Raw genomic sequence first — 25,768 nt, 5'->3', positions numbered from 1 at the left:
GGAGCAGGAGAAAAGGGAGTAGGGGAAGAAAGCCTTTCTTCCCCTACTCCCTTTTCTCCCTTATTTCTTGATACTTGCTTTTACATTGGCTGGCGCAGTAGTAGTCTTTTTGGCGGCCTGGGCTGCGTGTTGCTTTTTGTGAAAGAGCATGAAATCTTCAATCTGCTCGACGGGTAATTTGCGGGCAATAATTCGTTTGTCCTTATCGAGCATGTAAACTGTCGGCGTCGTCCAGACATCATACTGACGTCGGTAATCAGTACGGGCGGGGAAATCAAATCCGTTGATGACGTTACCAAATTTAAATTCCTTAATGAATTTCCTCCACTCTTTAGGGTCCTGATCAATCGCAATGGCTAATACCTCAACCCCTTTCCCTTTGTAGGTATCCGCAAATTTTTGCAGGGCGGGAGCGCTCTCCCGGCAGTGACCGCAGGTTGGTGAATAGAAAAAGACGACCGTATAATCAGCCTTAATATTCTGAAGGATAATGGGTTTCCGAAGCGTATCTGTGATCACAGGAGCCACCAGCACTTTTCCGACGAGATTGGGTTTCATCGTGGCCACACGTTCGCCAATACTTTTCAGCGTCGAAGAGTCTGTTACCGTCATAACGCCCGTCGCGTAATATTTCTCAAACATGTGGACGAATAAGCCATCGGTACCCATCACTTTGGGTTGCTCATACGGTTGAGTGATGTAGAAGATGGTGTAATACCGCATCTCCTTATTTTTCCCGGCTATGGCTTTCCCAACTACATAGTCAGCCTCTTTAATGAGCGAATCGGGTACCTGCACGGTCAATTCTTTGATGTACCGATCAATTTTCTTTTGCAAAATGGGTGTGCGAATGAAACGCTCATCGGCAAAGTCGAAATTATCCCAGAAATGACCCTTAAAGTAATTGAAAACCCAGGTAGAATCAGGTCGGCCGTTGGCTAATTTAGGCGCTGGCGGGACGTCGGGCTCAGCCGTTGCTTTGAGTAATTTAACTGCGAATGAGCCCGCATTATCGGTCAAAAACCGGGCTCTGTAATCGGCAGCCTGTTTTTGTAACGTACTCATCTCCTTATCAATCGCTGCGGACGACGTAGCATCCTTGCTGGCTTTTCGCTGCACATTCAACGCCTGAGCCTGTTCGTACAGTTTACCAAGCTGTTGTTGATAGCCGTAAAACAACTCATTCTCCTTCGAGCCCGTTATGGTCATTGCCTTAATGGTATTGACCGTATCGGTGTCAAATGAAAATTGCTGATCGTCGGTAATGAGAAATTCGATGTATCGGTTTTTAGGCGTTACAACGATGTATAATCCTTCCGGGAGGCTTTTTTTGCCTTCGAAGACCATGTTGCCTTCGCCATTTACCCGAGCCGTATCTTTAGGAATATACTGAGTGGCCCCAAAGTAATGGGCCAATACGCAGGTCGTATCCCGCAGCCCTTTGATATGACCATTAATTTTGTAACCAGCGGCTGTTCCGGTGGTCGATTGCGCCTGGGCACCCGCTAGTAGAAGAAAGCCAAGCAGACCAGTCAGGAGGAGGTTTTTCATAGAAAGTGATACGTATCTTCGCGGCAGAATAGAGTCAAATTTACGGTATTTGCTGGTAAGTGCGTTGTTTTACAAAACGCTGGCCCCCACCGGTATAGTCTATGTTTTATTTCTTTTCCAAAACGATTACCTACCTGCTGACACCGGCGGGGTGCCTGGTAATGACTTTATTGCTGGCATTTTATACGAAAAACGTTCGATATCGTCGTCGGTTTGTAGGTCTTGCCCTGGTTGTTTTCTGGTTGTTTGGCAATTCGTTTCTAACGAATGAATTAGCCTCCTGGTGGGAATACCCGCCACAAAAGCCCCCAACTATGCCAGCCGATTCGTCAGTGCAGATAGCCGTTTTGCTTACGGGTGGCATGGTCAATGGCATGAAAGAAGTTCCTGTTGTAACGCCTGGTTCAACAACAAATGAGCGATTTTTGCTAGGGCGAGAAGCAGATCGGGCTGGTCAGGCTTTGTACCTGTACAAAATAGGGGCTGTTCAGAAAATTCTAATTAGTGGCGGCATGGGTAGCTTGCCTTTTCAACCGACGCCTGTTAGCGATGAAGGGCAAATGACAGCCCAATTTCTCATCACAGCTGGCGTTCGTTCTGTAGATATCATATTGGAAAACAAGTCGCGTAACACGCATGAGAACGCGCTTTATTCGGCTGCTGTACTTCGGCAACGCTTCCACACAAATCGCTGTGTGGTTGTCACATCCGCCTGGCACATGCGCCGAGCTGTGGCTTGTTTTCAAAAGGAAGGTGTTACCGTCAGTCCCTTCCCGAGTAGTTTCCTGAGCGGACGCCGGTCATTCGCGCCGGGTGAATGGCTGCTGCCGCACGAGGAAGCATTCTTTAATGCGTACTACCTCGTGCGGGAATTAGTGGGCTATGTTACGTATAAGCTAGTTGGGTATGCGTAAACCGAATACCTTAAACCGAAAGAATTTTTACCATACGTAGTAAATCCTCGCTGATAGGCTTTGGAAGCCGGATGGTGTCGCGGAAAGGCGTGTAGACCAATTCGTTATTCACGACGCCGGCCATTACGTTTTTCTCGCCATTCATCAGGCCTTCTATCGCTCCCAAGCCTAACCGGCTGGCCAGAATCCGGTCGTAGGCCGTTGGTACACCTCCCCGTTGAATGTGCCCCAGGGTAGTGACGCGCATATCGATGTTAGGGTCAACCTGCAGGCGAATTTTCTCCGCAATCTCGGCGGCATTACCTTCCTCTTCCCCTTCGGCAATCACCACGATAGAGGACGATTTCTGACGGCTCCAACCCGATTTTAGGGTTTCAACAACTTCTGAAATGGGGGTCAGTACTTCCGGAACCATCACCATTTCGGCTCCCCCCGCAATACCGGACTGGATCGCGATATAGCCCGAATCCCTACCCATCACTTCAATGAAGAAAATACGGTCGTGGGAGTCGGCCGTGTCGCGAATTTTGTCAATAGCTTCCAGAGCCGTGTTTACGGCCGTGTCGAAGCCAATGGTATGGTCAGTGCCATAAAGGTCATTGTCAATTGTACCCGGTGCGCCAACGGTAGGAATACCATATTCATCAAAAAAGAGCGTTGCTCCCGTGAATGTACCATTACCTCCGATAGCGATTAATCCTTCGATGTCATATTTACAGAGTTGTTCATAGGCTTTAGCACGGCCTTCAGGTGTCATAAACTCTTTACTGCGGGCCGATTTCAGGATGGTTCCTCCCCGTTGTACGATATTACTCACCGAATGAGAAGACATCTGAAAAATATCGCCATTTATCATTCCGCTGTACCCCCGGCGGATGCCGAACACTTCAATTCCGTGGTAGACCGCCCCCCGGACAACCGCTCGGATGCAGGCGTTCATACCCGGCGCGTCGCCACCAGAGGTAAAAACAGCTATTCGTTTCATAGGTCAATTCAATTTTTTAAGGAAATTTCACAAAAAGGTTAGGCAAGTCACATTATTAACCCCGCAAATTTATCCGCATTTCCCAATCTAAAGGCATGTGTCTGGTAATTATCCCATTGTTTTCATACAAATTTCACAAAACAGGCTAAATGCGCATTTTATAGCTAGTGATATTTTAATACATCTTAAATTGGGATAGGTTACCAACTATTTTTCTCTATTCATAACTCGAATTCGGAACATTCAGCGTGGCGAAAACTTGGCTGATCGCCAAACGATACGTCCGTGATTAAAGAGGGTAGTCAAAAGCCCGAAGTGCTTGACCAACACGTTGAACCGATCGATCAGCGACCGTCGATGCTGCTGTACAGACACCCCACCCAGTAAGTATTTGCACAGGATAAACGGCAGAAATTCAACGGTTTGGGCTGCTTTCAGGCACCGGATTTCCCAATCCAAATCAGCACTAAGGTTATCTATTGGATAGTCGGGTGCGATGGCTCGTTTAGCGACAAAAGCCTGGTGACACACTTTCATTCCGAGCGCCATATCCTGCCACTTTAGCGTATGCGGCAACGTATGGGGCGTCACCTGACTCCGCAAACCAACTGGAATACCGATGTGTTTATCGTCATCACGGACGAATAAGGCATCGCTATAATACACATCAGCCTGTGTTGTTTTACTCTTTGCCAGGAGGCTCGCTAACGTTTGCCCATCGTACAATTCATCTCCTGCATTCATGAACCAAACGTAGCGCCCACGTGCCCGATGCAGCCCCTTGTTCATGGCATCATAAAGACCACGGTCAGGTTCAGAAATCCAGGTCGTAATGTGTTCTTCGTAGCGCTTGATAATGTCCAGCGTGCCATCCGTCGAGGCTCCATCAATGATGATATACTCGAAATCAGTTGCCTCTTGCGCCACGACGCTCTGAATGGTGCGCTCCAGAAACCGCTCGGCATTATACGTAATGGTTATGATAGAGACAGTGGGCATGTTTGAAAGAGCGAAAGAGCGAAAGAGCGAAAGAGTGGTTTACTAGCCAACGCTCTTTCACTCTTTCATTCTTTCACTCATTAGTTTCTGGTATAACTCAATATGTTGCTTCGCTACTACGGCTTCCGAAAATCGATCTTCGGCGGATTTTCGGGCGTTTTGACGTAGCATGTCTGGCTGTTGATGCGTGAGAATAAAGGCCATGCCGTCGGCGAGTTCCTGAGCTGAACCGATAGCTGCCAGAAAGCCATTCGCCTGATGGTCAATCATTTCGGGAATGCCTCCGGTACGAAAGCCTACTACGGGTGTGCCGCACGAAAGCGACTCGATAACTGTGTTGGGCAGGTTGTCTTCCAGCGACGGAACGACCATCGCGTCGGCTGCATTGTAGGCCGCTACGATATCATCTTCACTGGTCAGTATGCCAAGGTGTCGAATTGGATAGGGAAGTTCATTGAACAGGTAAGAACGCCCTTTCCCGAACACCAGAATTTCAGGGTTTAACGCCGGATGCTGCTGGTGTAAAAGCGTTAGCGCTTCGGCGAAATACCGGAATCCTTTGCGCGTATCCGTTACGTTCGCACTGCCAAACAGTAATCTTGCGGGGCCAACCTTTGGTTGATCGGTATCGGGTAAATCCAGGCGGGCGTTGGCTTCGGCCCGATTTATGGGTTGAAATATGTACTGGTCAATGGCGTAGGGAATGACCGTAAACGGAAATTCCTTCAGCAACGTACTACGTGTAGCCTCATCGGCCAGCCATTGGCTCGGGGACGTAAAGTGAACTCGGGCATTCGAAAAAACACGTTTTTTCTGCTCAAAGACTCGATAGGACAAATCCTGTTCAGCCGGTTTTTTTAAATATGGACACGTATGGCAGTGCGTCAGAAAATGATCGCAGCCACGCGAATAATGACATCCGCCCGTAAAGGCCCATTGATCGTGAAGCGTCCAGACAATGGGTTTCCCCAAATCAACTAAGGAGCGTAGTCCGTCGAGGGATAGAAACCCAAAATTGATCCAGTGCAGATGCAGCAGATCGGCCTGTTGGATGGCCGGATGGAAGTTGAGATTTGCGCCGAATTTGGCTGGCGAAAACTGAAACCGTACCGACGCGTCGCGCTCTTGTGGCAGGAAATACAGGCGTTCGGCCACAAACCGCCCGAAGGCCGTTTGTTCCGCCAGAAAATTATTCGCCAGATACGTTACGCCCGGCTCTGGCTGGTGGGACTCCAGCCGTTTGGGTGTCCCGATCAGCATGGTACTTTCAATACCAGGATACGTCCAGATCTGTTTTTGCAAAGCGCGATGCAACCGATTCGCGGCTACGGCGGCTCCGCCAAACAGATGGTACGTACTCAAGTGCGTGACTCTCACCGACCCAGTAGTTTATCGAATTTTTTAACGACTTCGGGCCAAAACCCGAGCCCAAATACGCGTCCCCAGATTCGTCGGCGCGAATACGCTTCCATATCGGCGAAAATCGGATCAGGAAAACGGCTTTTTGCTTTCTGCGTCAAAATGAGTGCAAACCCATGTTGTTTCAAGGTGGTAGCAAATACCCAGCCTAACAGCAAATTACGTTGGGTTAACGTAGCGTCATCGGCAAAACGATTGAGATAGGTCATTTCACCCCAAACCGCGCTGTTTTTCAGGGAGAACAGGACAAATTTTTTCAGTAGTGGCTGGCTCGTAAAACTGTCCAGCAAACCTGGCGTAATACGTGGCGATCCTTTTGGCAGGAGTTCGGCAAGCCAGTGGCTCCCCGTCTCTTCCATGAACTGCAACACCTGATAAAGCTTATCCTCACCATCGTAGATTGAGGCAATGCCCGGCTCAAACTCGGCCGTCAAGACCTGTCGGGTACGGTCGCTGCCGAGGTTACGAAAGAGTCGGAGATCGGTACCCTGCGAGTCGGTTTTGAACCAGTCTACCTGCTTTATTTTCAGACTGTCGAGCGTTGAGCGGAGGCTACGCGTCTTGAGCTGTACTACTTTTGTTGGCTCAAACTTGGGCGCAAAGGCATATTCCTGAATCAGATCGGGCCGGGGACGTAGTAAACTGGAACAGTGGGGTGACGCTGTGAGGTAAAAATCAGCCGTCTCCGTGTCTGCTTCCGACGAGCTGGGTCCCGTAACGATATTATTGAAGGTATAGAGCTTGCGAAAATGCCCGGATTCGCTTTCAACGTAGCCAAAATCGCGATCATCGGCGTCGAACGCAATGCAGACGGCATATTTGGCAAATGTTTTCCAGCGAGCGTGCAATTGCCCCGACGCACCGATGTCCACCAACACAGGCGGCTCAGTCTGGAACTCAGGGCGGGAAAGAATTTTGTCGATCATAATAGTCTTTAGTCGTCAGTCGATACTCGTCAGTTAGTCATGGGATGCCTTTGTACCACTAACGACTGACGCCTGTTGATTGACGACTACTTTCGATACGCAAAGATATTCAATTGGAGGTCCATACTGTCGTTGCCCCGATAACGGTGGTTCACGAGGGGTGCCTGGCGATGCTGACTCGTGTTGATGTAGTAGCGAAATCCGCTCTCTTCCAGTACGTTCATGACTTCCGCCAGCGTTTGCGGATGATCGAGGTAGGCATGAAACTCAACGAATAGATTCTGGACATGAGCCAGCGCATCGCGGCAATCGGTCAGTACAGCGGTTTCGGCCCCTTCGATGTCCATTTTGAGCATGTCAATTTTAGTTTCGCGTAGCAGATAGTCACGTAGCCGAACGGACGGCACCAGTTTCTGGTCAGTCTGCGAGAAAATAGACGCCGAATCGGCCTGGTCACTCCCGAACAAGATACCCTCGTCGTTGGTCCATACGGCTTTCGTTATGACGTCAACGCCCGAAATCTGATTCTTTCGTAAATTCTCCTGCAACGTAGCACTAATCGTTTCGTCGGCTTCAAACGCTATGATGCGGGCATTGGGATAAAGCTGATGAAAGTACACAACGCTGGTGCCAACGTTGGTGCCACAATCGAAAATAACGGGCGCTAGACTGGTCGTGTAGAATCGATAGAACTCATCCACGAAAATCTCCCGAAATTGCCAGATAAACGACAACGCATCGGGTACGCGAAACTGGTATTTTCCGAACGTAACGTCAACGGATTCATTGCGGGGTCTATTCCCGTAACGTAGTGCCAGCCCCAGCAATCGGCGCCCTTCAGCTGAACGTAGCAGCCGGGCTGTCTCCGTAAATAAAAATTTAAAAACCCACATGGGAAAAGTGTTTACGGTTTATAGTTTACGCTATTCGGTGGGCTGATGCAAAAATCTTGACACCATAAGCCGAAAACTGTAAACTATTTTAAAAAGCGTTTTCGCAGGCTCAATACCGTCTGATTTATGTCCGGCGATAGGTTTAACAGAACAACCAATCCCCCGAACAAACCCGTAATTAATGTTGACCGCCAGACTACATCAACCACAATTCGCCATTTCGCATCAGTTGGGCCGGGGTAGGAAACCTGCACGGAAATCCACCAGACAACGGCTGCCAGCACAACAACGGCCAGATTGCGCCAAGTGAAGGGTTGCATACCAAAGGCAAAACCGACAAACAACGTTCGGGCTAAATTATATAACAGAGTGGCTAGCGCGGCTCCAATGGCGGCTCCGTTGATGCCATATAAGGGAATCAGGTATTTATTAGCCGCAATCGTTATGAAAATGAGCGCAACAAAAAACAGCGAATCATACACGTAATAGCGCGATGTATTCAGAATAATGCCGTTAACACCTGTCGCCATATCGATGAGTTTCCCCAAGCCCAGCCACAAAATAACGTAGTAGCCTGCATCGTAGCCAGCCGGTAAAAATCGGAACACGTTCGGCAGATTAGCCGCTATACCGACAAACACCAGACAGCCAGCAATCAATTGATTCAGACAACTTTTACGATAAATACTGATGATATTTTTCAGATCGTTCGTTTTCCACGACTCCGCTATGAGCGCCCCGGCAACTTTGTAGAGCGCCGTAGCGGGTAATGCAATTACCGTAGCAAAGTAGGAGGCAATGCTGTAAACACCCGTATTGGCCAGTCCCTGCGCATCGTTAATCATCACTTTATCAATCGTCAGAATGATTTGTGAGGATAGCGCTGTGGTAAGCGTTAGGGCTGCGTAGCGTGTCAGATTTCGACGTAGTTCGGGCTCAAGCAATACGAACTGACGACTAAAAAATAAGGCTTCATCGCGAGCCACGCTGATAATCATCAGCAAGGTTTGAAGGAAGAACGCCAGTAGCCAGAGTCCCAGAAATTGCGGAAACGTAACCCAGCCCAACCAGTAAATCACCCCCGCCAGCAGGATCAACAGTCGTTGCACAAACTGTTGCAGCAATGTACCCGTAACGGGGTCGTAGAGCAACCGGGCGTAATTATCAAATACGGTAAAATAAACCGTGAAAAACGACAGTGGGATAAGCAGGTAGTAGTAATCAACGAACAAAGATGACTGCGTCTGGTAATTTTCGATTATCCACGGACGGGCCAGCCACAGCCCCAGAACGCACAAGCTAAAGCCCACGAGAGTAGCCAAGCTCGTCAGCAATAAGTATCCGTTATGCTGCCTCTCGGTGTTTCGGAAGTAGGGGAAGTATCGTCCCCCTGCGCCATTTGTCCCCAGATTCGATAATTGCGCCAGCACCTGCGCCAATGAAATCAACAGCGTCAACAAGCCGACCTGCGCCTTGCTGAATAGATTCGGAAAGAAAATCCCCTGCGTCAGAAAACCTACGGCCACGCCCGCATAGGCGTAAATCGAACTCTGAATCGTCTGCCGTTTGATGATACCCATATACTAAAAGAGCGAAAGAGCGAAAGAACGAAAGAGCGTTGCTTGATGCGTCAGCCACTCTTTCACTCTTTCACTCTCTCACTCATTAACTCCCACGCCAGGGCGGTGCCTGCGGGAATGTTGGTGGTGGCGGTTTTGCCGATTATGTCGTCGTAGTACCGGGTGTGCAGTCCATTCGCGGGGCGGATGCTGCGGACATTGTCGGGGGTGAACGGATCGCCCGTTTTCATGTCGCGTACTACGTATAACGACCGCTTGAATTGCAGACTTTTTTCTTCTTTTGGCGTTAGCGTATAACTGACTTGTCCCATTGCCAGTTGCGCCCGTTCAGTTTCGATGACCAGGTTTTTTAGCTCGTCGGGCTCCAGCGAAAATGCGGAATCGACGCCCCCATCGGCCCGACGTAGCGTAATGTGTTTCTCCAGAACGACCGCCCCTAACGCGACAGCCGCGATAGCCGCACCAATCCCCATCGTATGGTCTGACAGGCCAACCGGTACGTCGAACAACTGCCGCATGTGTGGAATCGTGAGCAGGTTTGTCGTTTCGGGCGTTGCCGGATACGTACTGGTGCATTTGAGCAGAATCAGGTCTTTGCAGCCGTTGGCACGTAGCACGTTCACCGATTCGTCGAGGTCGGCTACGGACGCTACCCCCGTGCTCATAATGACGGGCTTACCCGTTTGCGCTACTTTTTTGAGCAGAATGTGATCCGTATTTTCGAAGGAAGCAATTTTGTAAAGCGGTACGTTGAGCGATTCCAGAAAATCGACCGCCGTAGTATCGAACGGTGAGCTAAACGCGATCATGCCCCGCTTGGTGGCGTGCTCAAAAATGGGCTTGTGCCACTCCCAGGGCGTATAGGCTTCCGCGTAAAGTTTATACAGATTTTTATCCGCCCAAAGCGATTTGGCATCCCGGATGTAAAACTCCTCCGACGCGCCGTTGAACGTAATGGTGTCGGGAGTATACGTCTGGAGTTTGAGTGCGTGAGCACCGGCATCCGCTACGGCATCCACGATTTCCAGCGCCCGGTCGAGCGACTGGTTGTGATTCCCCGACATCTCTGCGATAACAAACGGCCGATGCGCCGGACTGATGGTATGGTGGGCAACCTGAATCGGTTGGATACTTGTCATTGACTGTTAATGTAAAGCAAACTCGGCCGCTCCTGACCGGAGTCGGCATCGACAAATTTACCGCTTTCGCCCGACAATCTGAAACCAGCCCGCTCAAAGGCATGTACCGACGCCTGATTTTCAGGTTTTATATAAGCGTGAATCGTGACTTCGCCCCATCGCTTCCGACAAACGGCGCAACCCTGCGCAATCAGTTGACTGGCTAATCCCTGGCCTCGCTGACTCGCATCCACTGATACCCCGATCACAACTTCGTCGGGCATATCGGCCACGGGTGTACGCTCGAAACGTACCTGACCGACAGCTTTACCCGTTTCGTTTTCAAAAATTAGTAACAGTGCATCAGGATCGGCCAGTTTGCGATTAAACCAGGTTGTATGCGTTTCGAGCGAAATAGGCGCTGAAGTAAATGATTGCCGACGGGTATCAGGGTCATTCGCCCAATCGAAATAAAGGCGGGTGTCGGCAGGTTTGGCGGAGCGGTACGTAAGCATATTGGTTGCAGAAACTATCCTGTCGGCCGAATTACGCACTTAATTCTTGAAATACTTGCCGAAGTCGTTCCGGTGATCGTCCATCAAAAAAACGACGCTGATTTACCAACGTTTCTTCTACTGTTTCGGGCGAAAACTGAAAGGACTGAATCGACAAACGTAGCAGTTTATCTAACGCAATAACGGGAATCGAGCGGGTCAGAAGCGTGGGGAAATTGACCGATAACGCTAGCTTCTCATCAGATAGAAACTGGGCTAATTGCGCCTGATTATCCGCCGTAACGACCGCAATTAACGGGCGATTTACAGCACAGACTTCATAGGCAATCGTGCTGCAAGCCGTGATCGCCAGACTACACTGTTGTACTTCTTCGGCCATCTGCGCAGCCGTCAGATTTTGCAGAATTGTCAGGTTCGGTAACTGACTTCTGAATGATTCGATAGAAGCGCGGGCTGGATGAAACGGGCCTAAAACAATATGAACCGGCAACGTAGCATCGACCTGTCGGATGGCTTCTAGCACGGTCAACGACGTATTATGCGGGTCGGCGCCCCCCAGACTAACAAACATCGGTCCATCGGGTGGGGGCGGGCCAAAGCCTTCTGGCCGTAAAAATTCGGGTCGCAGTAAGGCGTAATGAGGCCCTACATACACGTGTGTATATGGCGCCTTATTATACTGTGTTTCGGTAATACCGCCCGCATGATTGATGACCACATCCGCCACCTGATGCCCCTTTATGAGATCATCGATAAAAACCAACTTCCTGACTCGCACCCGAACCGCCCGCTGAAACGTTTCATCAAACGAATAACCATCCAGCACGACGATATCGTTGTGGTGGATGGCGCCCCAAAAAGCGGCTTTGTCAGCTGAATCAGGCAGCGGAATGACCGTTAAACCTGCCGTTTCGATCAATGTCCGAACTGCCGAACTTGGGTCCGTTATGGCAAATCGCATCGTAAAAATGCCTTTCAGCATATCGGCCAGGGCAAGGCACCGCATTACGTGGCCCATGCCTAGTTGAGCATTGCCGTCAGCCCGGAAGATGAGTTGATTCATATAGAATAATGAATGATAAATTTAGAATGATGCACGATGAATACAATGCCAGCGCATGCATTATGCATCGTGAATCATTCTGTATTTAAGTTCGGCTACTCGCCAATCCTCTTCACTATCAATATCGTGGGCTTCCAGCTCAGAGATGACAATACCCCCCGAATTGTTTGTAATCAGGCGATGATTTTGCTGAAAGGCGGCTACGTTGACAAAATAAAATTGACCGGCATCATGGTAGGCTGGCTCCAGGTCCTGCGAACGCGTTAAGGCATGTTCAGGCTGGAACCACTGCACTTTTTGATTACGTAGCAACACCGCCCGTTGAATGGGAAAACCGAATCGCTGAACCGGATAAACGGTATCGAATTGTTGCTGGGTGAGGGTTGAAAAAGCCCGATTCAGTAAGTCGGGTGTAATGAAAGGTGCCGTAGGATAAAGGCAGCAGGCGTAGTTGAAAACCTGTCCCTGTTGAATGTATTGGTTTATTACTTCGGTCAATACATCGGCGGTAGTCGCAAAATCATCCGCCGTTTGGGTGCTACGTAAAAAAGGTACTACTGCACCATAGTGAAGAGCTATTGCTGCAATTTCCTGATCATCCGTCGAAACCATCACTTCGTTAAACAGGCCGGATTTGCGTGCTGCATCGATAACGTAGGCAATAATTGGCCTGCCCAGAAACGGCCGGATATTCTTGCGCGGAATTCGTTTGCTGCCACCCCGCGCCGTGATGATCGCTACGTTACTCATCAGGCCGTTTTTTCCAACAGATACATGTAATCGACGTTGCCACTTTCGCTGGCGTTGACGTACGGATATAACTCTTTCTTAACCAGTTTCAACGATGGATGTCGTTGCTGAAACAGCGCTGCGTAATCGGCTTTCCACAAAAAACCCTGATTGCCCCGGTACGGAATGGCGGTCAGCTCGGGGTTGTAATACTCAAATCCCCAGATATATCGGCTACTGCACCGAACCATCTCGTCCATGATTTTAGGTAAGTCGTCGGGGGCGATGTGAATCAAAACACCGTTGGTACAAACCACATCAAAAAACGCATCACGAAACGGCAAATCGAAGCCCGACCCTTGAATAATATTGATGTCGGTCGTCGTTTGTTTCGCTTTTTCGACGGCATAAGGCTGAAGTTCAACGCCGTATAAGTTGGTGAAGCCAGCGTCCTGCAGACCCCGCAACTGCATACCCGTGTTGCAGCCAACTTCCAGAATGCGCGTTTCCGGTAGCCAGCCGGTCGTAAAACGAGCGTTCATATCGGTCTTTGTCAGACCCCAGTTTTGCGTGTAGAAATCGTCCCACTCCGCGCGGTCACGCGTGTTGCGGTCGGTATATTCCTGGCCAAATTCGCCAGACCAGAAGTTTTCCTGTTCAGTTGTTTTCATAGAGAGTGGGCATTACGGTTTTACGACGTAGCAAGGGGTTACGGCAAAAGGCAAGCGCTTAACAACTACGTCTTTTCCTGCCAGAAATTCTTCAACGGCCGCATTGGCGCCAGGAAATACATTAGCATAGTCGTCCAGCATAATGACGCCCCCTTTAACGACCCGGTCGTACAGATGCGTCAAGGCAGCCAGGGTTGGCTCGTAAACATCTACATCAATATTCAGTAGGCTGATACGTAGTTCGGGGTGCTTTTCGAGATAAGCCGGAATGGTCTGGCAAACGTCACCCTGGATCAGTTCCACGTTTTGGCCAACGCCTTTGTGATTCAGCACCGTCATGAGTTGCTCCATATCAATACCTTCTTCGCCCGAATCGCTGATGAATTTATCCCGCCAGACTTTGTCGGCCGTAAACGCTGTTTCTGGAAAACGACCAAAAGCGTCAAAACCAATGATCTTTTTGGCTGTCGGATTGCTCATCAGTTGCCGGAACGTAGCCAGCCGAATCAGCGACGCGCCTTTAAATACACCACATTCCACAATGGCACCGGGAATATCGAGCGTCAGTTTATACAGCTCATAATGGGCCATCACTTTGGCCATTCGGTTCACGTCCGATGCCCAGTAGTAGTTGTTTTCGTATTCAAACGAACGCGTAAAATCAGGAAGTTGAATCATTGAAATTGGTTTGCGGTATATAGATTACGGTATTCGGTTTATGGTATTCGATGGGCTGACGCGGTAACCATAAACCGAATACCATAAACCATCTTAAAATAAATGATCGGCAGCAACAGCGCCGTTCGGATGAAAATCAAAATAATAACCGTTCAGAAACGGATTGTCGGCGCGGGCTGTCAACCAGCCGCTAGCCTCACCGAAAAATTCTCTCAACTCATCGTCGGCGCTAAGGCGAATTGTGTGGAGACCATTAGCAGGCACCACGCAAGTCCGCTCAATGACGGTTTCGTCGGCTTCGCGATAAAATGACAGTACTACGTTGGCCAGCCGGTCGTACATTCTCAATGGCGCTGAATTGGTCAGGACAATCTCTGAATTACCGATGTTGACGAAAGGCGCCCACCGAAACGTACCGGGTTTATCCAGAATCTTCGGATTGCCGACCTGTGGGGCAAAACAAATATTACTTGGCAACGATGACGGTTTGTCAGTTTGCCCTACGTTCAGTCCGAATTTCAAGCGGGTTGGAATGCGGGAGGCATCGGTCCAGTGTGCGATGAGCTGCGCTGTTTTAGTCGCTTCGGATGATACACCAGCCTGTTGCGCCAGTTCGCCGAGGTCCAGTTGAACATACTGACTAGCTGACGACCGGAACTGGTAAGCATTGGGTGTCTCTCCCAGCAGCCCACCGTCAACATCGAAAAACCGGAATGACAATGTAAAGTCCGAAGGCGAAAAAATTGGGTACACGACCAGTTTAGTAAAGAAACCGTCGGTCAAATACAGCGGAATGGAGGTCGATGAATCCAAAAAGCGCTCATCCTGGCGAGGCCAGTAGGCGTGGGCATCGGCCACGCTGGAACTGTCATAGTACGAGTGAGTTATGCTAATACTCCCGGCCGTCTGGTCGAGATTGCCGACCAGAAAACGGGGAAAGAACCCCGTAAAATTATGCCCGAACCGAATCATACCGGGTTCATCGCCCAGCAGGGTTTTCAGATCCAGGTACTCCTTCAAATACAGAAAGACTGTCTCGTAAGGTTTTAGCGGCCTTAAGTCAAACGTACCGCTGGTCGTTTTTTGATACGTATCGACAACCTCATACGTCACCTGCGGGTGCTCAGTAGGAAGTGGTCCGTTGGTAAAGCTCAGAAATGGCGACAGACCATCGCGGCCATAAATATCGAAACCCGATTCGCTGACCTGATACTCGTTATTCTGTTGCAGATCTTCGATGTCGTTGTAAATACGCCCGACCGTATGGACAACGCTACTGGCATTTTCGTTGTAATATACCAGCACAAAGGCCGGGTATGGAAAGACCAGATCCTGCGTCGAAAACACTTCCAGTTCCAGTGAACCGGTGAAAGCATCGGCAGGCTCGCCTACTTCATGCAGTAAATCCGCATATTCGCTCATCTGCACCGACCAGGCTTTGGCCGAATCCAGCAGCATATATTTTCGCGACAGCAACGTACCGGCGGCATTTCGAAGGGTATACAGCAACCCGACTTCCCGAATATTCCGCTTGAGCAGCCAGTAACCCATGAAGATGACTTTGCTGGAATACACATCGGTATGCAGCACCGGAAAAATCGCCGAAGACCGCAGCACGGGTTTTCGATTGGCTACTAAAGCCTCGCCCGCACTCTGGGTTGCCTGAAGATGACTTTGGTAGGAACGCATAACTTAAAAATCTGATTGATAATGAATTATCGACTGGACTTGAGGAAGGTCACTACGTTATCAAGCACGTAATCCTGCTCCTCGTTGGTCAGCGTCGGGAACAACGGCAGACTTAAGCAGCCAGCATAATAACGTTCGGCATTTGGAAAATCGCCCGGTTTACCCCCTAAATTTTGGTAGTATGGCATCAGATGCACCGGCACGTAGTGAACCTGCGCCAGAATCTGTTTCGTCCGCAAAAAATCGTACAAAGCTTTACGGTCCGGCGTCTGAATCACATACAAATGATAGGCATGACCAACGCCCGCCGGTGGAACGATCATCTGCACCGGGATTCCAGCCGATGCAGCTTCCGAAAAAGCCAGATCATATCGGGCTGCCAACTCGCGACGCCGGTCGAGCATCGTGTCGGCTCGCCCTAGTTGACTCAGTGCCAAAGCTGCCTGAATATCGGTCAGGCGATAGTTATAGCCTAATTCCTGCAACTCCATATACCAGCCGCCCCGTTCAGGTTCGCCCGCATAGGGCGTTGTGAATTCGATTGGCTTGTTCGTAATCCCGTGCGTCCGGAGACGTAGCAGATGCTTGTATAACGACTCATTATTTGTCGTGATCATACCGCCTTCGCCAGCCGCAATGTGCTTCACCGGATGAAAACTGAAAATGGCCAGATCGGCTAATGACCCATCGCCAGCACGATGTTCGATGCCCGTTTCACTCACGAACGAAGCGCCCGGTGCGTGGCAGGCATCTTCAATGATCCATAGACCAAATTCATCAGCCAGTTCCCGAAAGGCAACCATATCGACAGGATAACCCGCAAAATCGACTGGAATAATTCCCGAAAAATAGCCTTGAGGATGGCTTTCGAGTAATTTACGTACTGCATTAGGATCAAGCAGAACGGTGTCTGGATCAACATCGGTAAAATAAACCTCACCCCCGCAATACCGCACGCAATTCGCCGACGCCGAAAACGTAATGGGGGTTGTAATGACCCGCGTTCCTTCCGTAACACCGAGTGCTATACAGCACAGGTGCAAAGCTGCCGTACCGTTCGCGACGGCAACGGCGTACGTTGATCCGATATACTCGGCAAAGGCTGCTTCAAGCTCGCCAATTTTTGGGCCTTGCGTCAGGTAGGGCGAACGTAGCACCGCCGTGACGGCCGCAATGTCTTCGTCTGTAATGTGTTGACGACCGTATGGAATGGGTTGGTTCATACTGCATTCGCCGGCCTTTAGTCCGGCGCAAGTAATAAAAATACATTCAATTGCGCCGGACTTTAGTCTGGCGTAGCTGTAAACATCGGATCGACGTGTTCGCGAATTTGCGCCCGCAATTGTTCCACACTAAGCCAGTCGGTGTTGGTGCCGGAGTTGTATTTAAAGCCGAGGTCGACGCGGTTACCATTGAAGGCTTTGAGGTAATCGTCGACATCCCAGGTTGGTGTTGAGGGTGTAATCACGTAATACCGTTCTGTTTCGACCGTGTTGAGCGAGTCGGTTTCGGTAATCATTTCCTCATGCAGCTTTTCGCCCGGACGAATGCCTACGATTTTCTGTTCAGCGTTGGGGGCAATGGCTTCGGCAACATCGGTGATGCGGTAGGACGGAATTTTAGGCACGAAAATCTCACCACCCCAGGCATGTTCGAGCGCATGGAATACCATTTCAACCCCTTCCTCAAGAGAAATGTTGAAGCGGGTCATGTCAGGATGCGTAATCGGCAATATGCCATCTTTTCGCTTATCGAGAAAAAACGGTACGACTGAGCCCCGTGAACCGATTACATTGCCGTAACGCACAACGGAAAACCGCAGATCGCGACTACCGCGCATGTTGTTAGCTGCTACGAATAATTTGTCGGAGCAGAGTTTTGTGGCTCCGTAGAGGTTGATCGGGGCGGCTGCCTTGTCGGTCGAAAGGGCCACAACACGCTTGACGCCATTGTCTAGGGCTGCGTTGATGACGTTTTCGGCGCCGAAGACGTTGGTTTTTATGCACTCCATCGGATTGTATTCAGCGGCAGGGACCTGCTTCAGGGCGGCCGCATGGACAATGATGTCTACTCCTTCGCAGGCCCGTTTGAGTCGTTCACCATCGCGCACGTCGCCAATAAAAAACCGAATGGACTTGTATTTCGATTGGGGGTAATACTGGGCCATTTCGAACTGTTTCAGCTCGTCGCGGGAGTAAACAACCAGGCGTTTTATATTCGGAAACCGCTGGTACACCATCTCGACGAATTTCTTGCCGAACGAGCCGGTGCCGCCCGTAATCAAAATGGATTTATCTGTTAAATCTAACACGTTCTTTATAAGATTCTTGTAATCAGTAGGTTATCTTAAATTTATTAACCGGCTACTGAACTATTATTGAATTGAAAAAGTACCCGATTGCTATTGTTTAGGCGTCTACCAGACAAAGGTAGCCTATCTGAGTGTAGCAAAAAAAGCACAATTACTCAGTTGCCCGGCTTACATACTATTCAGTTGTCACTACGTTGCGATTTGTTATATGGGCAATTCGTGCATGTGAAAACGTGATAACACCTATGGCCTTATACTTTTAACAATCCCCAGGCAGGCTAAATCGATATAAACGAAAATATTTTTTGCTGACGACGTTACTTCTAGAAGTATACTACGTCTAAAGTCGCTGTCGTAAAAATTGCCTAATAATGAGTATGCCTATTCCGAACTGACAAAGTAGGTACCACGCCACGGGACAACACTTGTTCATACATATGTAACGTTCGTTTTGGCGCATAGCTCATTAACGTCTGGAGTCATCGAAATTAACATTCAATAGAATCGTTGCTTGCTGGATTAATTAGGGATAATACGCGTTGGTAGATTTATAAAGAGGGAGCAACACTGGTTGTATGTCAGAACAGGCTTTCCTTTTGCCTATAGATGATTCAAAAAGCGATCATACGTTTCTCTAAATGTATTCAGGACTCGCAGGAGCTTGGTAGTAACGCCGACCACATGGTTTCACGCGTATTCTTTAGCCTGCAAATAGGCAGCCTGGTTCATGATGATCTTTGGGCAAACATTCACCAGAAGGCTGGCGATGAGCACGAAAATGACCGGGTCAAGATTGACAGGCCAGATGGATACCAAGGATTGATGAATTTTGAAGCTTATTACGATGCAACTGAACGGTATTATCGAAAATGCGTAGAACTTGGTTTTGAAATGGCCGGCTTTGTGCCTGGTACGCTTGGTCTACGGGTTCGCCAGTATGACAACACGCACGAACAGGAGTATCAGGTCGGGTTTGATGTTGACGAAAATAGACGTAAGTGGTAAGTTAATTCCTAATGACACGGGTTTTTGCGTATCTTGCGGCCCTTATAGGATTTGTTGTCCTATGCAACGACTCTATGGTGTAATGGATAGCATCACAGTCTTCGGAACTGTTGGTTGGGGTTCGAGTCCCTATAGGGTCACAAATCCAGGTATAGTACAGAAATTGTGGTGATGGAAGCGTTTTATCGCTCCTCTAAGATCAAGAAGAGCTTAACATTTGGTTGTTAAGCTCTTTTCATTTGCTGCCCTCTCTATCTCGAATATTTTTCAGTAACGTCGCCAATTCAGAGACGATCTTGGGATGTTGACCAGCCACATTTCTGGTTTCGCCGAGGTCTGTTTTTAAATCGTATAGTTGTGGCTGGAGGTCATTACCCGTTTCAACAGTTACTTCCTTCATCACCTTGACTCCCGCATGCGGTTCTATGTATTTCCAGTTTCCCCGAATCAGGGAAAGGTTGCCATCAATGGCGTGTTCGATAACGTAGTCGCGGTTTTTTCGGGATTTTCCGAGAAACACGTCCAGTGTATTAAAGCTATCCCGAGCGTCTGTTTTTGCCAGGGGCTGACCAGTCAGGGTGGCAAACGATGCCAGTAAATCAACCTGACTCACCAAGGCATTGGATACGCCTGATTTTACGTGGCCAGGCCAACGAACGATGAAAGGAATGCGGGTTCCGGCGTCGAAGGCACTGTATTTACCGCCACGTAGCGGACCAGCGGGTTTGTGGCCGTTTAGTTTTTCAACAGCCTGATCCTGATAGCCATCGTCTACTACTGGGCCATTGTCACTACTTAGGATAACGATCGTATTTTTGGCTAAATCCAGGCGGTCCAGCGTTTTCAGTACTTCGCCAACACACCAGTCTAATTGCAGGATAGCATCGCCCCGTGGACCCATGCCACTTTTACCCAGAAAACGAGAATTTGGTAAACGCGGTACGTGAATATCGTGGGTGGAGAAATAAACGAAAAAAGGATTACTCTTGCTGTTTTCGATGAACTGGCTCACTTTCCCGGTTAGCACGTCCGCCATTTCTTCGTCAACCCACCGCGCTGATTTACCACCACTCATGTAGCCAATCCGGCTGACGCCATTGATAATTGTCTGGTCGTGGCCGTGCGAATACTTCATTTTAAGTAGTTCGGGATGGTCTTTTCCGGTAGGCTCATTCCCGATCGGGCCCTTGTAACTCACCTGAATCGGGTCGCTGGGGTTCAGCCCAACAATGCGGTGATTCTCTACATATACGCACGGCACACGGTCGCCAGTGGCGGGTAATAAAAAGGAGTATGTAAAGCCAATTTCGAGCGGACCTGGTTTGATGTCAGCGTTCCAGTCGGGGCCACCTTTAGGCCCTAAACCCAAATGCCATTTGCCTACAACGCCTGTTTTATACCCGGCCTTTTGAAGAACGCCCGGCAACGTAATACGGTCCGTTGGGATAAGCAGAGCCGCGTCACCCGGCGCAATACCGGTTCCCGTTTTCCGCCAGGCATATTCACCCGTCAGTAGCGAATAGCGGGAAGGGGTACAGGTGGACGAAGACGCGTGAGCGTTGGTGAATCGCAACCCTTCCTTGGCGAGCCGGTCAATAGCAGGTGTCTGGATTTTGGTCGCTCCCTGACAACTAATATCGCCATAGCCTAAATCATCAGCATAAATCAGGACGATGTTCGGTTTCTGTTGACCCCTGACGCTCAGTTCGCCCAGCAAGAAAAAGCTGACGGCCAGGACAAAAAAGTTACTCTTCATGGTAAAACGTAAGTGCCTTATTGACCAACCGACTGGTTGACCAGTTGCACTCGTTCAAGAGCATCGATATAGCTTTTACTACTGGCATTCAACACGCGAACTTTCCGATAGTCGGCGTATTCACGTAGCACTTCATATCCCCGGAATACCTTGTGCAATGACAAAAACTGGCTCGCCATCGTGAATGTCTGGGTACGATGAGCATCTTTATAAACGGGCATAAATGCTACGTCCTTAGGTTTATCATAAAAGTGTACCTGTTTGATTAATAGCTGATTATCATCGTTGATGCGAATTTGTTCATGCCAGGACGTGTCGGCCCCAAACAGGAAAATCTGGTCGAACTTCCGATTGATCATCAGAAACAGCGCCGTAACAATAACCGTCTGGGCCTGGGGCATACCAAGATTAGCCGTGTAGAGCCAGTAGCAAAACCAGTTGAATCCACGAACGATGGTAGGGTTAAAATAAATAAGCTCAATGCGTGGATTACCGGTTTCGATTTGCTGAATGAAATAAGAACCCTTCGCAAAATTGGGGATGAACAAACGCATGGGCCAATCGACCTGCGTAATCAGCGCCTGCAAGATCTGGTGTAGATCTTCACGCCCGGTTGTAGCGTCATGAAACGTAAAGGCGTTGGGGTCAGCAATAATATAATTGGCCGGACGTAAGCGCGTAAAATACTCCGTAAGCGCAAAGCCATTGACAACGATCAATTCAGTTTCCAGCAGAAAATCCAGGTGATTGGCCAGCGAATCATTTAAGGAAGGGCCATTGCCCAGAACTGAACAACGTAGCTGTTGTCGAGGAGGCAACTGTACTCCCCACCGTGAACGTAGCAGCACTTTGACCAGCGACAACAGCGACTGCACTAAATTGGTGAAGAAAGCAGCAACGGCATTAAAAATGGTTTCAAGCATTGGTGAAAATAGCTGTAGTTGATTTTTCGGACTCACCGGTTTTGACCCAGTACAAATCCAACCGCTTCTGCACTGGGTTGAACTCGGTGAGTCCGAAAAAGAGTAGCGTAAAACTACACAAAAAGCATACGTCACTCGTTTCAGAATTGCTTCTCGAAAACCTGCTTTGGCGACTCCTGCGCACCGAGGTTATGTTTGAAACGCATCAGGCTGGGTTTGGGTAGACGAAAACTGTCGAGCGATAGACCGAGGTCAAGAAGCTGTATACCTTGTTGCTGGCAGTACGTGTACAGGCCATCATGTAGCATCACCATAGGGCTGAACGTTCTATAATCAGTATTTGAAGCAGGCAGAAAACTATACAAAATGTCTTCTCGGATGCGAACAGTTATCATCATAGCCGCCAGCGTCTGGTTATCGGAAACGGTGAACACAGAAAAATGATCCGGGAATGTCCGTAATAAATGGGACAGATAATCAGCGCTAACCGGTAGTGGGTAACCTTGCTGCTGGCGGGCTTTCTGGACAAACTTTACTATGTTGCTGATGTTCGGACTTAGCTGGTGTTCAAACCCGAAACCCGCTTCCTGGCATTTGCGCAGTCGCCGACGTTCGGCCGGAACCAGGTTGCTGTCAAAATTCTGATCGGAAACGGACAGGAAAAAGGTCGGATTTTCGGCGATTAATTGAAATCCATATGTCAATAATTTAGTGCCGAGTCTCATAGACTGTTCGGGTGCATAACAGTGCGGATACGTAATGAGTCGAAACATAGTCGCGCCAGTTGATTTAACGGCTTCACTCAATGAACACAAAAACTGGTCCAGGATCGAATCCGGCAAGGTTGACACAAATTCGATGGACCCGAACGGAGCGGCACCGGGACTAACCGCATCGCCAGCCTTTATAAAGAAAGCACACCGGGCATCAGCCAGTCCGGTACGTTGGTTCAGTGCCGAGAGTAGATGAAACTGCCCATCGAGTTGCTGGCGGAGATGGGCCGTTTCGTTAAAGAAAAAACCGGGCTGACAGAAGGCCGGAATATCAATCGGTTTCGGATTATACTGATGTAGAATCGTGTGACTGGTTACGGAAATTTGGTTCACCACACTGGCTTTCGACGATTCAGTTGGCCGTAGACCAACTGAATAATGCCATCTTTTAAGCCTAAATCAGGCACGATAATTTTTTCGGCTCCCGCCCATTTCATCACCGAAATATAAATATCGGCGGCTGGAACGATTACATCAGCACGGTCAGCATTCAGGCGTAGCTTATTGATCCGATCCTCCTGGCTGAAGCCCGCAATGTAATGTCGGATACGTTCGATTTCGGCCAGGCTTGTTTCCGTTTCAGATACTTTGGCCGCCAGATTAAACAGTTTGCTGATGTTGCCGCCCGTACCAACGGCTGTCACTTCCTGCGTTGTATCGATATTGTCCTGAACCCAATCTTCAATTTTCCGCCAGGCCCCTTTTGATTCTTTACCTTCCAGCAGACGTACTGAGCCAATTTTGAAGGATTTAGAATTAATTTTTTGTCGATTTACGTACACGTTCAATTCGGTGCTGCCGCCCCCCACATCGATGTGCAGATATTGCCGGTCGTCCAGCGCCTGAACAACCACATTATTAATGAGTTCGGCTTCTTTCTGGCCGTCAATGATATGAATTTTTATACCCGTAGCTGCTTCGATACGTTTGGCAATCTCCGGGCCATTCGAGGCTTCGCGCATAGCCGACGTAGCACAAGCCATGTATCCTTCTACTTCGTGCAGTTCCATGAGCAGCTTATAGGCCTGCATGAGTTTGGTGGTTCGGGCTTCACTTTCGGGCGTTAGCGCACCGTAGTTGAAGACGTCGTGACCCAAACGGAGTGGAAATCGTACATATTCGACGCGTTTGAAGCTAACGAGGTTGTCATTATGCAGAACGGTCGAGATCTGCATGCGGGCTGCATTAGAGCCGATATCAATGGCTGCCAGTTTCACAATAAATTAGGCGTTGTTGCTGAAAAACGGCCAAAGATAGTTTATTTCAAAACGGCGCACCCTATGTTACGTAGCGATTACTATTTAACCGGAAAGTAAGTCTAAATGGGCCCGATACGTCGATTGCCAGAAAAAACCCTTACTTTTGACCCCTCGTTACTGGTATACTAGTTCATGACCATATTAGGTATTTCTGCTTTTTATCACGATTCGGCAGCTGCATTGATTGAAGATGGCCGAATCGTTGCGGCCGCTCAGGAGGAGCGATTTACTAGAAAAAAGCACGATCCGGGTTTCCCCGCTCAAGCGATTAAATACTGTCTTCAATATGGCGGTGTCGACATAAATAAACTGGATTCCATTGTCTTCTACGATAAACCACTGCTCAAATTTGAGCGGTTGCTGGAGACGTATTATGCCTTTGCTCCCAAGGGTATACGTTCGTTTCTGATGTCGATTCCGGTTTGGCTGAAAGAGAAATTATTTCTCAAGCGGTTGATTCGTGAGGAATTGGAAAAGTTAGGATATGATCCTTCAAACAAGGTGAAATTACTATTTCCAGAGCACCATCTTTCGCACGGAGCCAGTGCTTTTTATCCATCTCCCTTTAAGCGGGCCGCCATTTTAACCGTTGATGGGGTAGGCGAATGGGCTACGGCTTCCATCGGTTTGGGCGATGGGAAAGATATTTCGATCCTTAAGGAAATGCGGTTTCCGCACTCGCTCGGGCTGTTGTATTCAGCCTTTACTTATTTTCTCGGCTTCCGGGTTAACTCAGGCGAATACAAACTGATGGGCCTGGCTCCCTATGGCGATCCGACCTCGCCGGACGTAGCCCGGTACATGACACTTATCAAAGAAAAACTTGCTGACCTTAAACCCGACGGCTCCATCTGGCTAAATCAGGAGTATTTCGATTATGCTACAGGGCTGCGCATGGTGCACGCCAGCAAATGGGAAGAGCTGTTTGGTTTTCCGCTTCGCCAACCCGAAGACGAATTGCAGGCGCATCATTGCAATCTGGGACTGGCCATTCAGTACCTGACCGAAGAGGTCGTGCTGAACATGGCGCGCGAAGCCAAACGTCTGACCAATGCCGATGCGATCGTTATGGCGGGTGGTGTAGCGCTGAACTGCGTATCGAACGGAAAGCTTCAGGCCGCCGGGATCTTTAAAGACATCTTTATTCAGCCAGCCGCTGGTGATGCCGGTGGCGCCTTGGGGGCTGCTCTAGCCGCTTATCATATCTATTTCCAGCAGGAGCGGGAGGTTACGACCGAGCGTGATGCCATGCGCGGCTCTTACCTGGGACCAACATTCTCGGATCTGGATGTTGAGTTGATGGCCAAAAAGTACAAAGGCGTTGCCACCCATTATGAGAATTTCGATGACCTGAGTCGCGATGCTGCCAAATTGCTTGCCGACGGCAACGTAGTAGGGTGGGTGCAGGGGCAGATGGAATTTGGCCCACGGGCGCTGGGTGGACGTAGCATTCTGGGCGATCCACGGAACGCGGAGATGCAAAAGAAGCTAAACCTGAAAATTAAATACCGCGAATCGTTCCGGCCATTTGCTCCGTCAGTGCTGGCTGAAGATTGCGCTGAATATTTCGATTACGACGGCATTTCGCCGTATATGCTGCTGGTACACCCAGTAGCCCAGAAGCGTCGGACACCGGTTCCGGCCAACTATGCCAGTTTTTCGTTGCGCGACAAGCTCTATTACCAACGGTCTGATTTGCCGTCCATTACGCACATTGATTATTCGGCCCGGATTCAAACGGTGCACAAAGACACGAACCCCCGTTACTATCAGTTGATCGATGCGTTCAAACAGCTTACGGGATTTGGCGTGATTGTTAACACCAGTTTTAACGTGCGGGGTGAGCCAATCGTCTGCACGCCCGACGATGCGTATCGATGCTTCATGCGTACCGAAATGGATTATCTAGCCGTAGGTAACTTCCTGTTCGACAAGCGGAAACAGCCCGAATGGCAGGGAAGTGACAACTGGAAAGAAGAATTTGTTTTAGACTAATATACGTCATTCACTT

The 25,768-nt window shown here is 49.2% G+C and carries 23 protein-coding genes and 1 tRNA gene; 4 read left to right on the top strand and 20 right to left on the bottom strand.

Annotated elements, in window-relative coordinates; genetic code table 11:
• Positions 1-60: 60 nt before the first annotated feature.
• Positions 61-1,551: a thioredoxin-like domain-containing protein gene (locus tag ACYVEA_RS01430; protein ID WP_461111520.1), complete on the bottom strand. Its 1,491-nt coding sequence runs from the start codon at positions 1,549-1,551 to the stop codon at positions 61-63.
• A 101-nt stretch (positions 1,552-1,652) separates the two neighbouring features.
• Here ACYVEA_RS01430 and ACYVEA_RS01425 point away from each other — a divergent pair, with 101 nt between their 5' ends.
• Positions 1,653-2,465 carry a YdcF family protein gene (locus ACYVEA_RS01425; protein ID WP_461111519.1) on the top strand — a complete coding sequence of 271 codons (813 nt, stop codon included), beginning with the start codon at positions 1,653-1,655 and terminating at the stop codon, positions 2,463-2,465.
• A 10-nt stretch (positions 2,466-2,475) separates the two neighbouring features.
• Here the strand turns inward: ACYVEA_RS01425 and pfkA are convergent, their stop codons facing one another.
• The 15 genes from pfkA to pseB all read right to left on the bottom strand — a co-directional run bounded on the left by pfkA (position 2,476) and on the right by pseB (position 18,041).
• Positions 2,476-3,450, bottom strand: coding sequence for a 6-phosphofructokinase (gene pfkA / locus ACYVEA_RS01420; protein WP_461111518.1), 975 nt, complete (start codon positions 3,448-3,450; stop codon positions 2,476-2,478).
• Positions 3,451-3,693: 243 nt separating this feature from the next.
• Entirely contained in the window at positions 3,694-4,449 is a 756-nt protein-coding gene (locus ACYVEA_RS01415) for a glycosyltransferase family 2 protein (protein ID WP_461111517.1), read from the bottom strand.
• 57 nt (positions 4,450-4,506) lie between these two features.
• The gene (locus ACYVEA_RS01410; protein ID WP_461111516.1) at positions 4,507-5,826 is read right to left on the bottom strand and encodes a glycosyltransferase family 4 protein; all 1,320 of its coding nucleotides are present in this window, start codon (positions 5,824-5,826) and stop codon (positions 4,507-4,509) included.
• A complete protein-coding gene (locus tag ACYVEA_RS01405; RefSeq protein WP_461111515.1) occupies positions 5,823-6,794 on the bottom strand; it encodes a hypothetical protein in 972 nt (323 codons plus the stop codon). The genes ACYVEA_RS01410 and ACYVEA_RS01405 overlap by 4 nt, the downstream gene beginning before the upstream one ends.
• 86 nt (positions 6,795-6,880) lie before the next feature.
• Positions 6,881-7,687 carry an FkbM family methyltransferase gene (locus tag ACYVEA_RS01400; RefSeq protein ID WP_461111514.1) on the bottom strand — a complete coding sequence of 269 codons (807 nt, stop codon included), beginning with the start codon at positions 7,685-7,687 and terminating at the stop codon, positions 6,881-6,883.
• An 83-nt stretch (positions 7,688-7,770) separates the two neighbouring features.
• Positions 7,771-9,267, bottom strand: coding sequence for a lipopolysaccharide biosynthesis protein (locus ACYVEA_RS01395; protein ID WP_461111513.1), 1,497 nt, complete (start codon positions 9,265-9,267; stop codon positions 7,771-7,773).
• Between the two features lie 62 nt (positions 9,268-9,329).
• Positions 9,330-10,406, bottom strand: a complete 1,077-nt coding sequence (pseI, locus tag ACYVEA_RS01390) for a pseudaminic acid synthase (RefSeq protein WP_461111512.1) — start codon at positions 10,404-10,406, stop codon at positions 9,330-9,332.
• Positions 10,403-10,900, bottom strand: a complete 498-nt coding sequence (locus tag ACYVEA_RS01385; protein ID WP_461111511.1) for a GNAT family N-acetyltransferase — start codon at positions 10,898-10,900, stop codon at positions 10,403-10,405. Before ACYVEA_RS01385 ends, pseI begins: the two co-directional genes overlap by 4 nt.
• 31 nt (positions 10,901-10,931) lie before the next feature.
• Positions 10,932-11,963: a UDP-2,4-diacetamido-2,4,6-trideoxy-beta-L-altropyranose hydrolase gene (gene pseG, locus ACYVEA_RS01380; RefSeq protein WP_461111510.1), complete on the bottom strand. Its 1,032-nt coding sequence runs from the start codon at positions 11,961-11,963 to the stop codon at positions 10,932-10,934.
• Positions 11,964-12,023: 60 nt separating this feature from the next.
• Positions 12,024-12,713, bottom strand: a complete 690-nt coding sequence (pseF, locus tag ACYVEA_RS01375) for a pseudaminic acid cytidylyltransferase (protein WP_461111509.1) — start codon at positions 12,711-12,713, stop codon at positions 12,024-12,026.
• Positions 12,713-13,363 carry a pseudaminic acid biosynthesis-associated methylase gene (locus ACYVEA_RS01370; protein WP_461111508.1) on the bottom strand — a complete coding sequence of 217 codons (651 nt, stop codon included), beginning with the start codon at positions 13,361-13,363 and terminating at the stop codon, positions 12,713-12,715. The genes pseF and ACYVEA_RS01370 overlap by 1 nt, the downstream gene beginning before the upstream one ends.
• A 12-nt stretch (positions 13,364-13,375) precedes the next feature.
• Positions 13,376-14,041, bottom strand: a complete 666-nt coding sequence (locus ACYVEA_RS01365) for a TylF/MycF/NovP-related O-methyltransferase (protein ID WP_461111507.1) — start codon at positions 14,039-14,041, stop codon at positions 13,376-13,378.
• Positions 14,042-14,134: 93 nt separating this feature from the next.
• Positions 14,135-15,730: a hypothetical protein gene (locus ACYVEA_RS01360; protein WP_461111506.1), complete on the bottom strand. Its 1,596-nt coding sequence runs from the start codon at positions 15,728-15,730 to the stop codon at positions 14,135-14,137.
• Positions 15,731-15,756: 26 nt separating this feature from the next.
• Positions 15,757-16,953 (bottom strand): UDP-4-amino-4,6-dideoxy-N-acetyl-beta-L-altrosamine transaminase, encoded by a 1,197-nt coding sequence (pseC, locus tag ACYVEA_RS01355; RefSeq protein WP_461111505.1) that lies wholly within the window; start codon positions 16,951-16,953, stop codon positions 15,757-15,759.
• 62 nt (positions 16,954-17,015) lie between these two features.
• Positions 17,016-18,041: a UDP-N-acetylglucosamine 4,6-dehydratase (inverting) gene (gene pseB, locus ACYVEA_RS01350; protein ID WP_461111504.1), complete on the bottom strand. Its 1,026-nt coding sequence runs from the start codon at positions 18,039-18,041 to the stop codon at positions 17,016-17,018.
• A gap of 681 nt (positions 18,042-18,722) precedes the next feature.
• Between pseB and ACYVEA_RS01345 the strand changes: the two genes are divergently transcribed.
• Positions 18,723-19,046, top strand: coding sequence for a hypothetical protein (locus ACYVEA_RS01345; RefSeq protein WP_461111503.1), 324 nt, complete (start codon positions 18,723-18,725; stop codon positions 19,044-19,046).
• Positions 19,047-19,114: 68 nt separating this feature from the next.
• A tRNA-Arg gene (locus tag ACYVEA_RS01340) sits at positions 19,115-19,186 on the top strand.
• A 95-nt stretch (positions 19,187-19,281) separates the two neighbouring features.
• On the opposite strand, the gene ACYVEA_RS01335 is transcribed toward ACYVEA_RS01340, so the two are convergent.
• From ACYVEA_RS01335 to ACYVEA_RS01320, 4 genes are all read right to left on the bottom strand, one after another.
• Entirely contained in the window at positions 19,282-20,802 is a 1,521-nt protein-coding gene (locus tag ACYVEA_RS01335) for a sulfatase family protein (protein ID WP_461111502.1), read from the bottom strand.
• 17 nt (positions 20,803-20,819) lie between these two features.
• Complete coding sequence (locus ACYVEA_RS01330; RefSeq protein WP_461111501.1) at positions 20,820-21,725, bottom strand: hypothetical protein; 906 nt, start codon at positions 21,723-21,725, stop codon at positions 20,820-20,822.
• A gap of 140 nt (positions 21,726-21,865) precedes the next feature.
• Positions 21,866-22,831 (bottom strand): GNAT family N-acetyltransferase, encoded by a 966-nt coding sequence (locus ACYVEA_RS01325; protein ID WP_461111500.1) that lies wholly within the window; start codon positions 22,829-22,831, stop codon positions 21,866-21,868.
• Entirely contained in the window at positions 22,828-23,715 is an 888-nt protein-coding gene (locus ACYVEA_RS01320) for a Ppx/GppA phosphatase family protein (protein WP_461111499.1), read from the bottom strand. The genes ACYVEA_RS01325 and ACYVEA_RS01320 overlap by 4 nt, the downstream gene beginning before the upstream one ends.
• 174 nt (positions 23,716-23,889) lie before the next feature.
• Between ACYVEA_RS01320 and ACYVEA_RS01315 the strand changes: the two genes are divergently transcribed.
• On the top strand, positions 23,890-25,752 hold the full coding sequence (locus ACYVEA_RS01315) for a carbamoyltransferase family protein (RefSeq protein ID WP_461111498.1): 1,863 nt from the start codon (positions 23,890-23,892) through the stop codon (positions 25,750-25,752).
• The last annotated feature ends 16 nt before the right edge of the window (positions 25,753-25,768 follow it).

The sequence above is a fragment of the Spirosoma jeollabukense genome (assembly GCF_054777855.1).
Note: the sequence above shows the minus strand (reverse complement) of the source record. Positions and strands in the feature narration are given on the sequence as shown.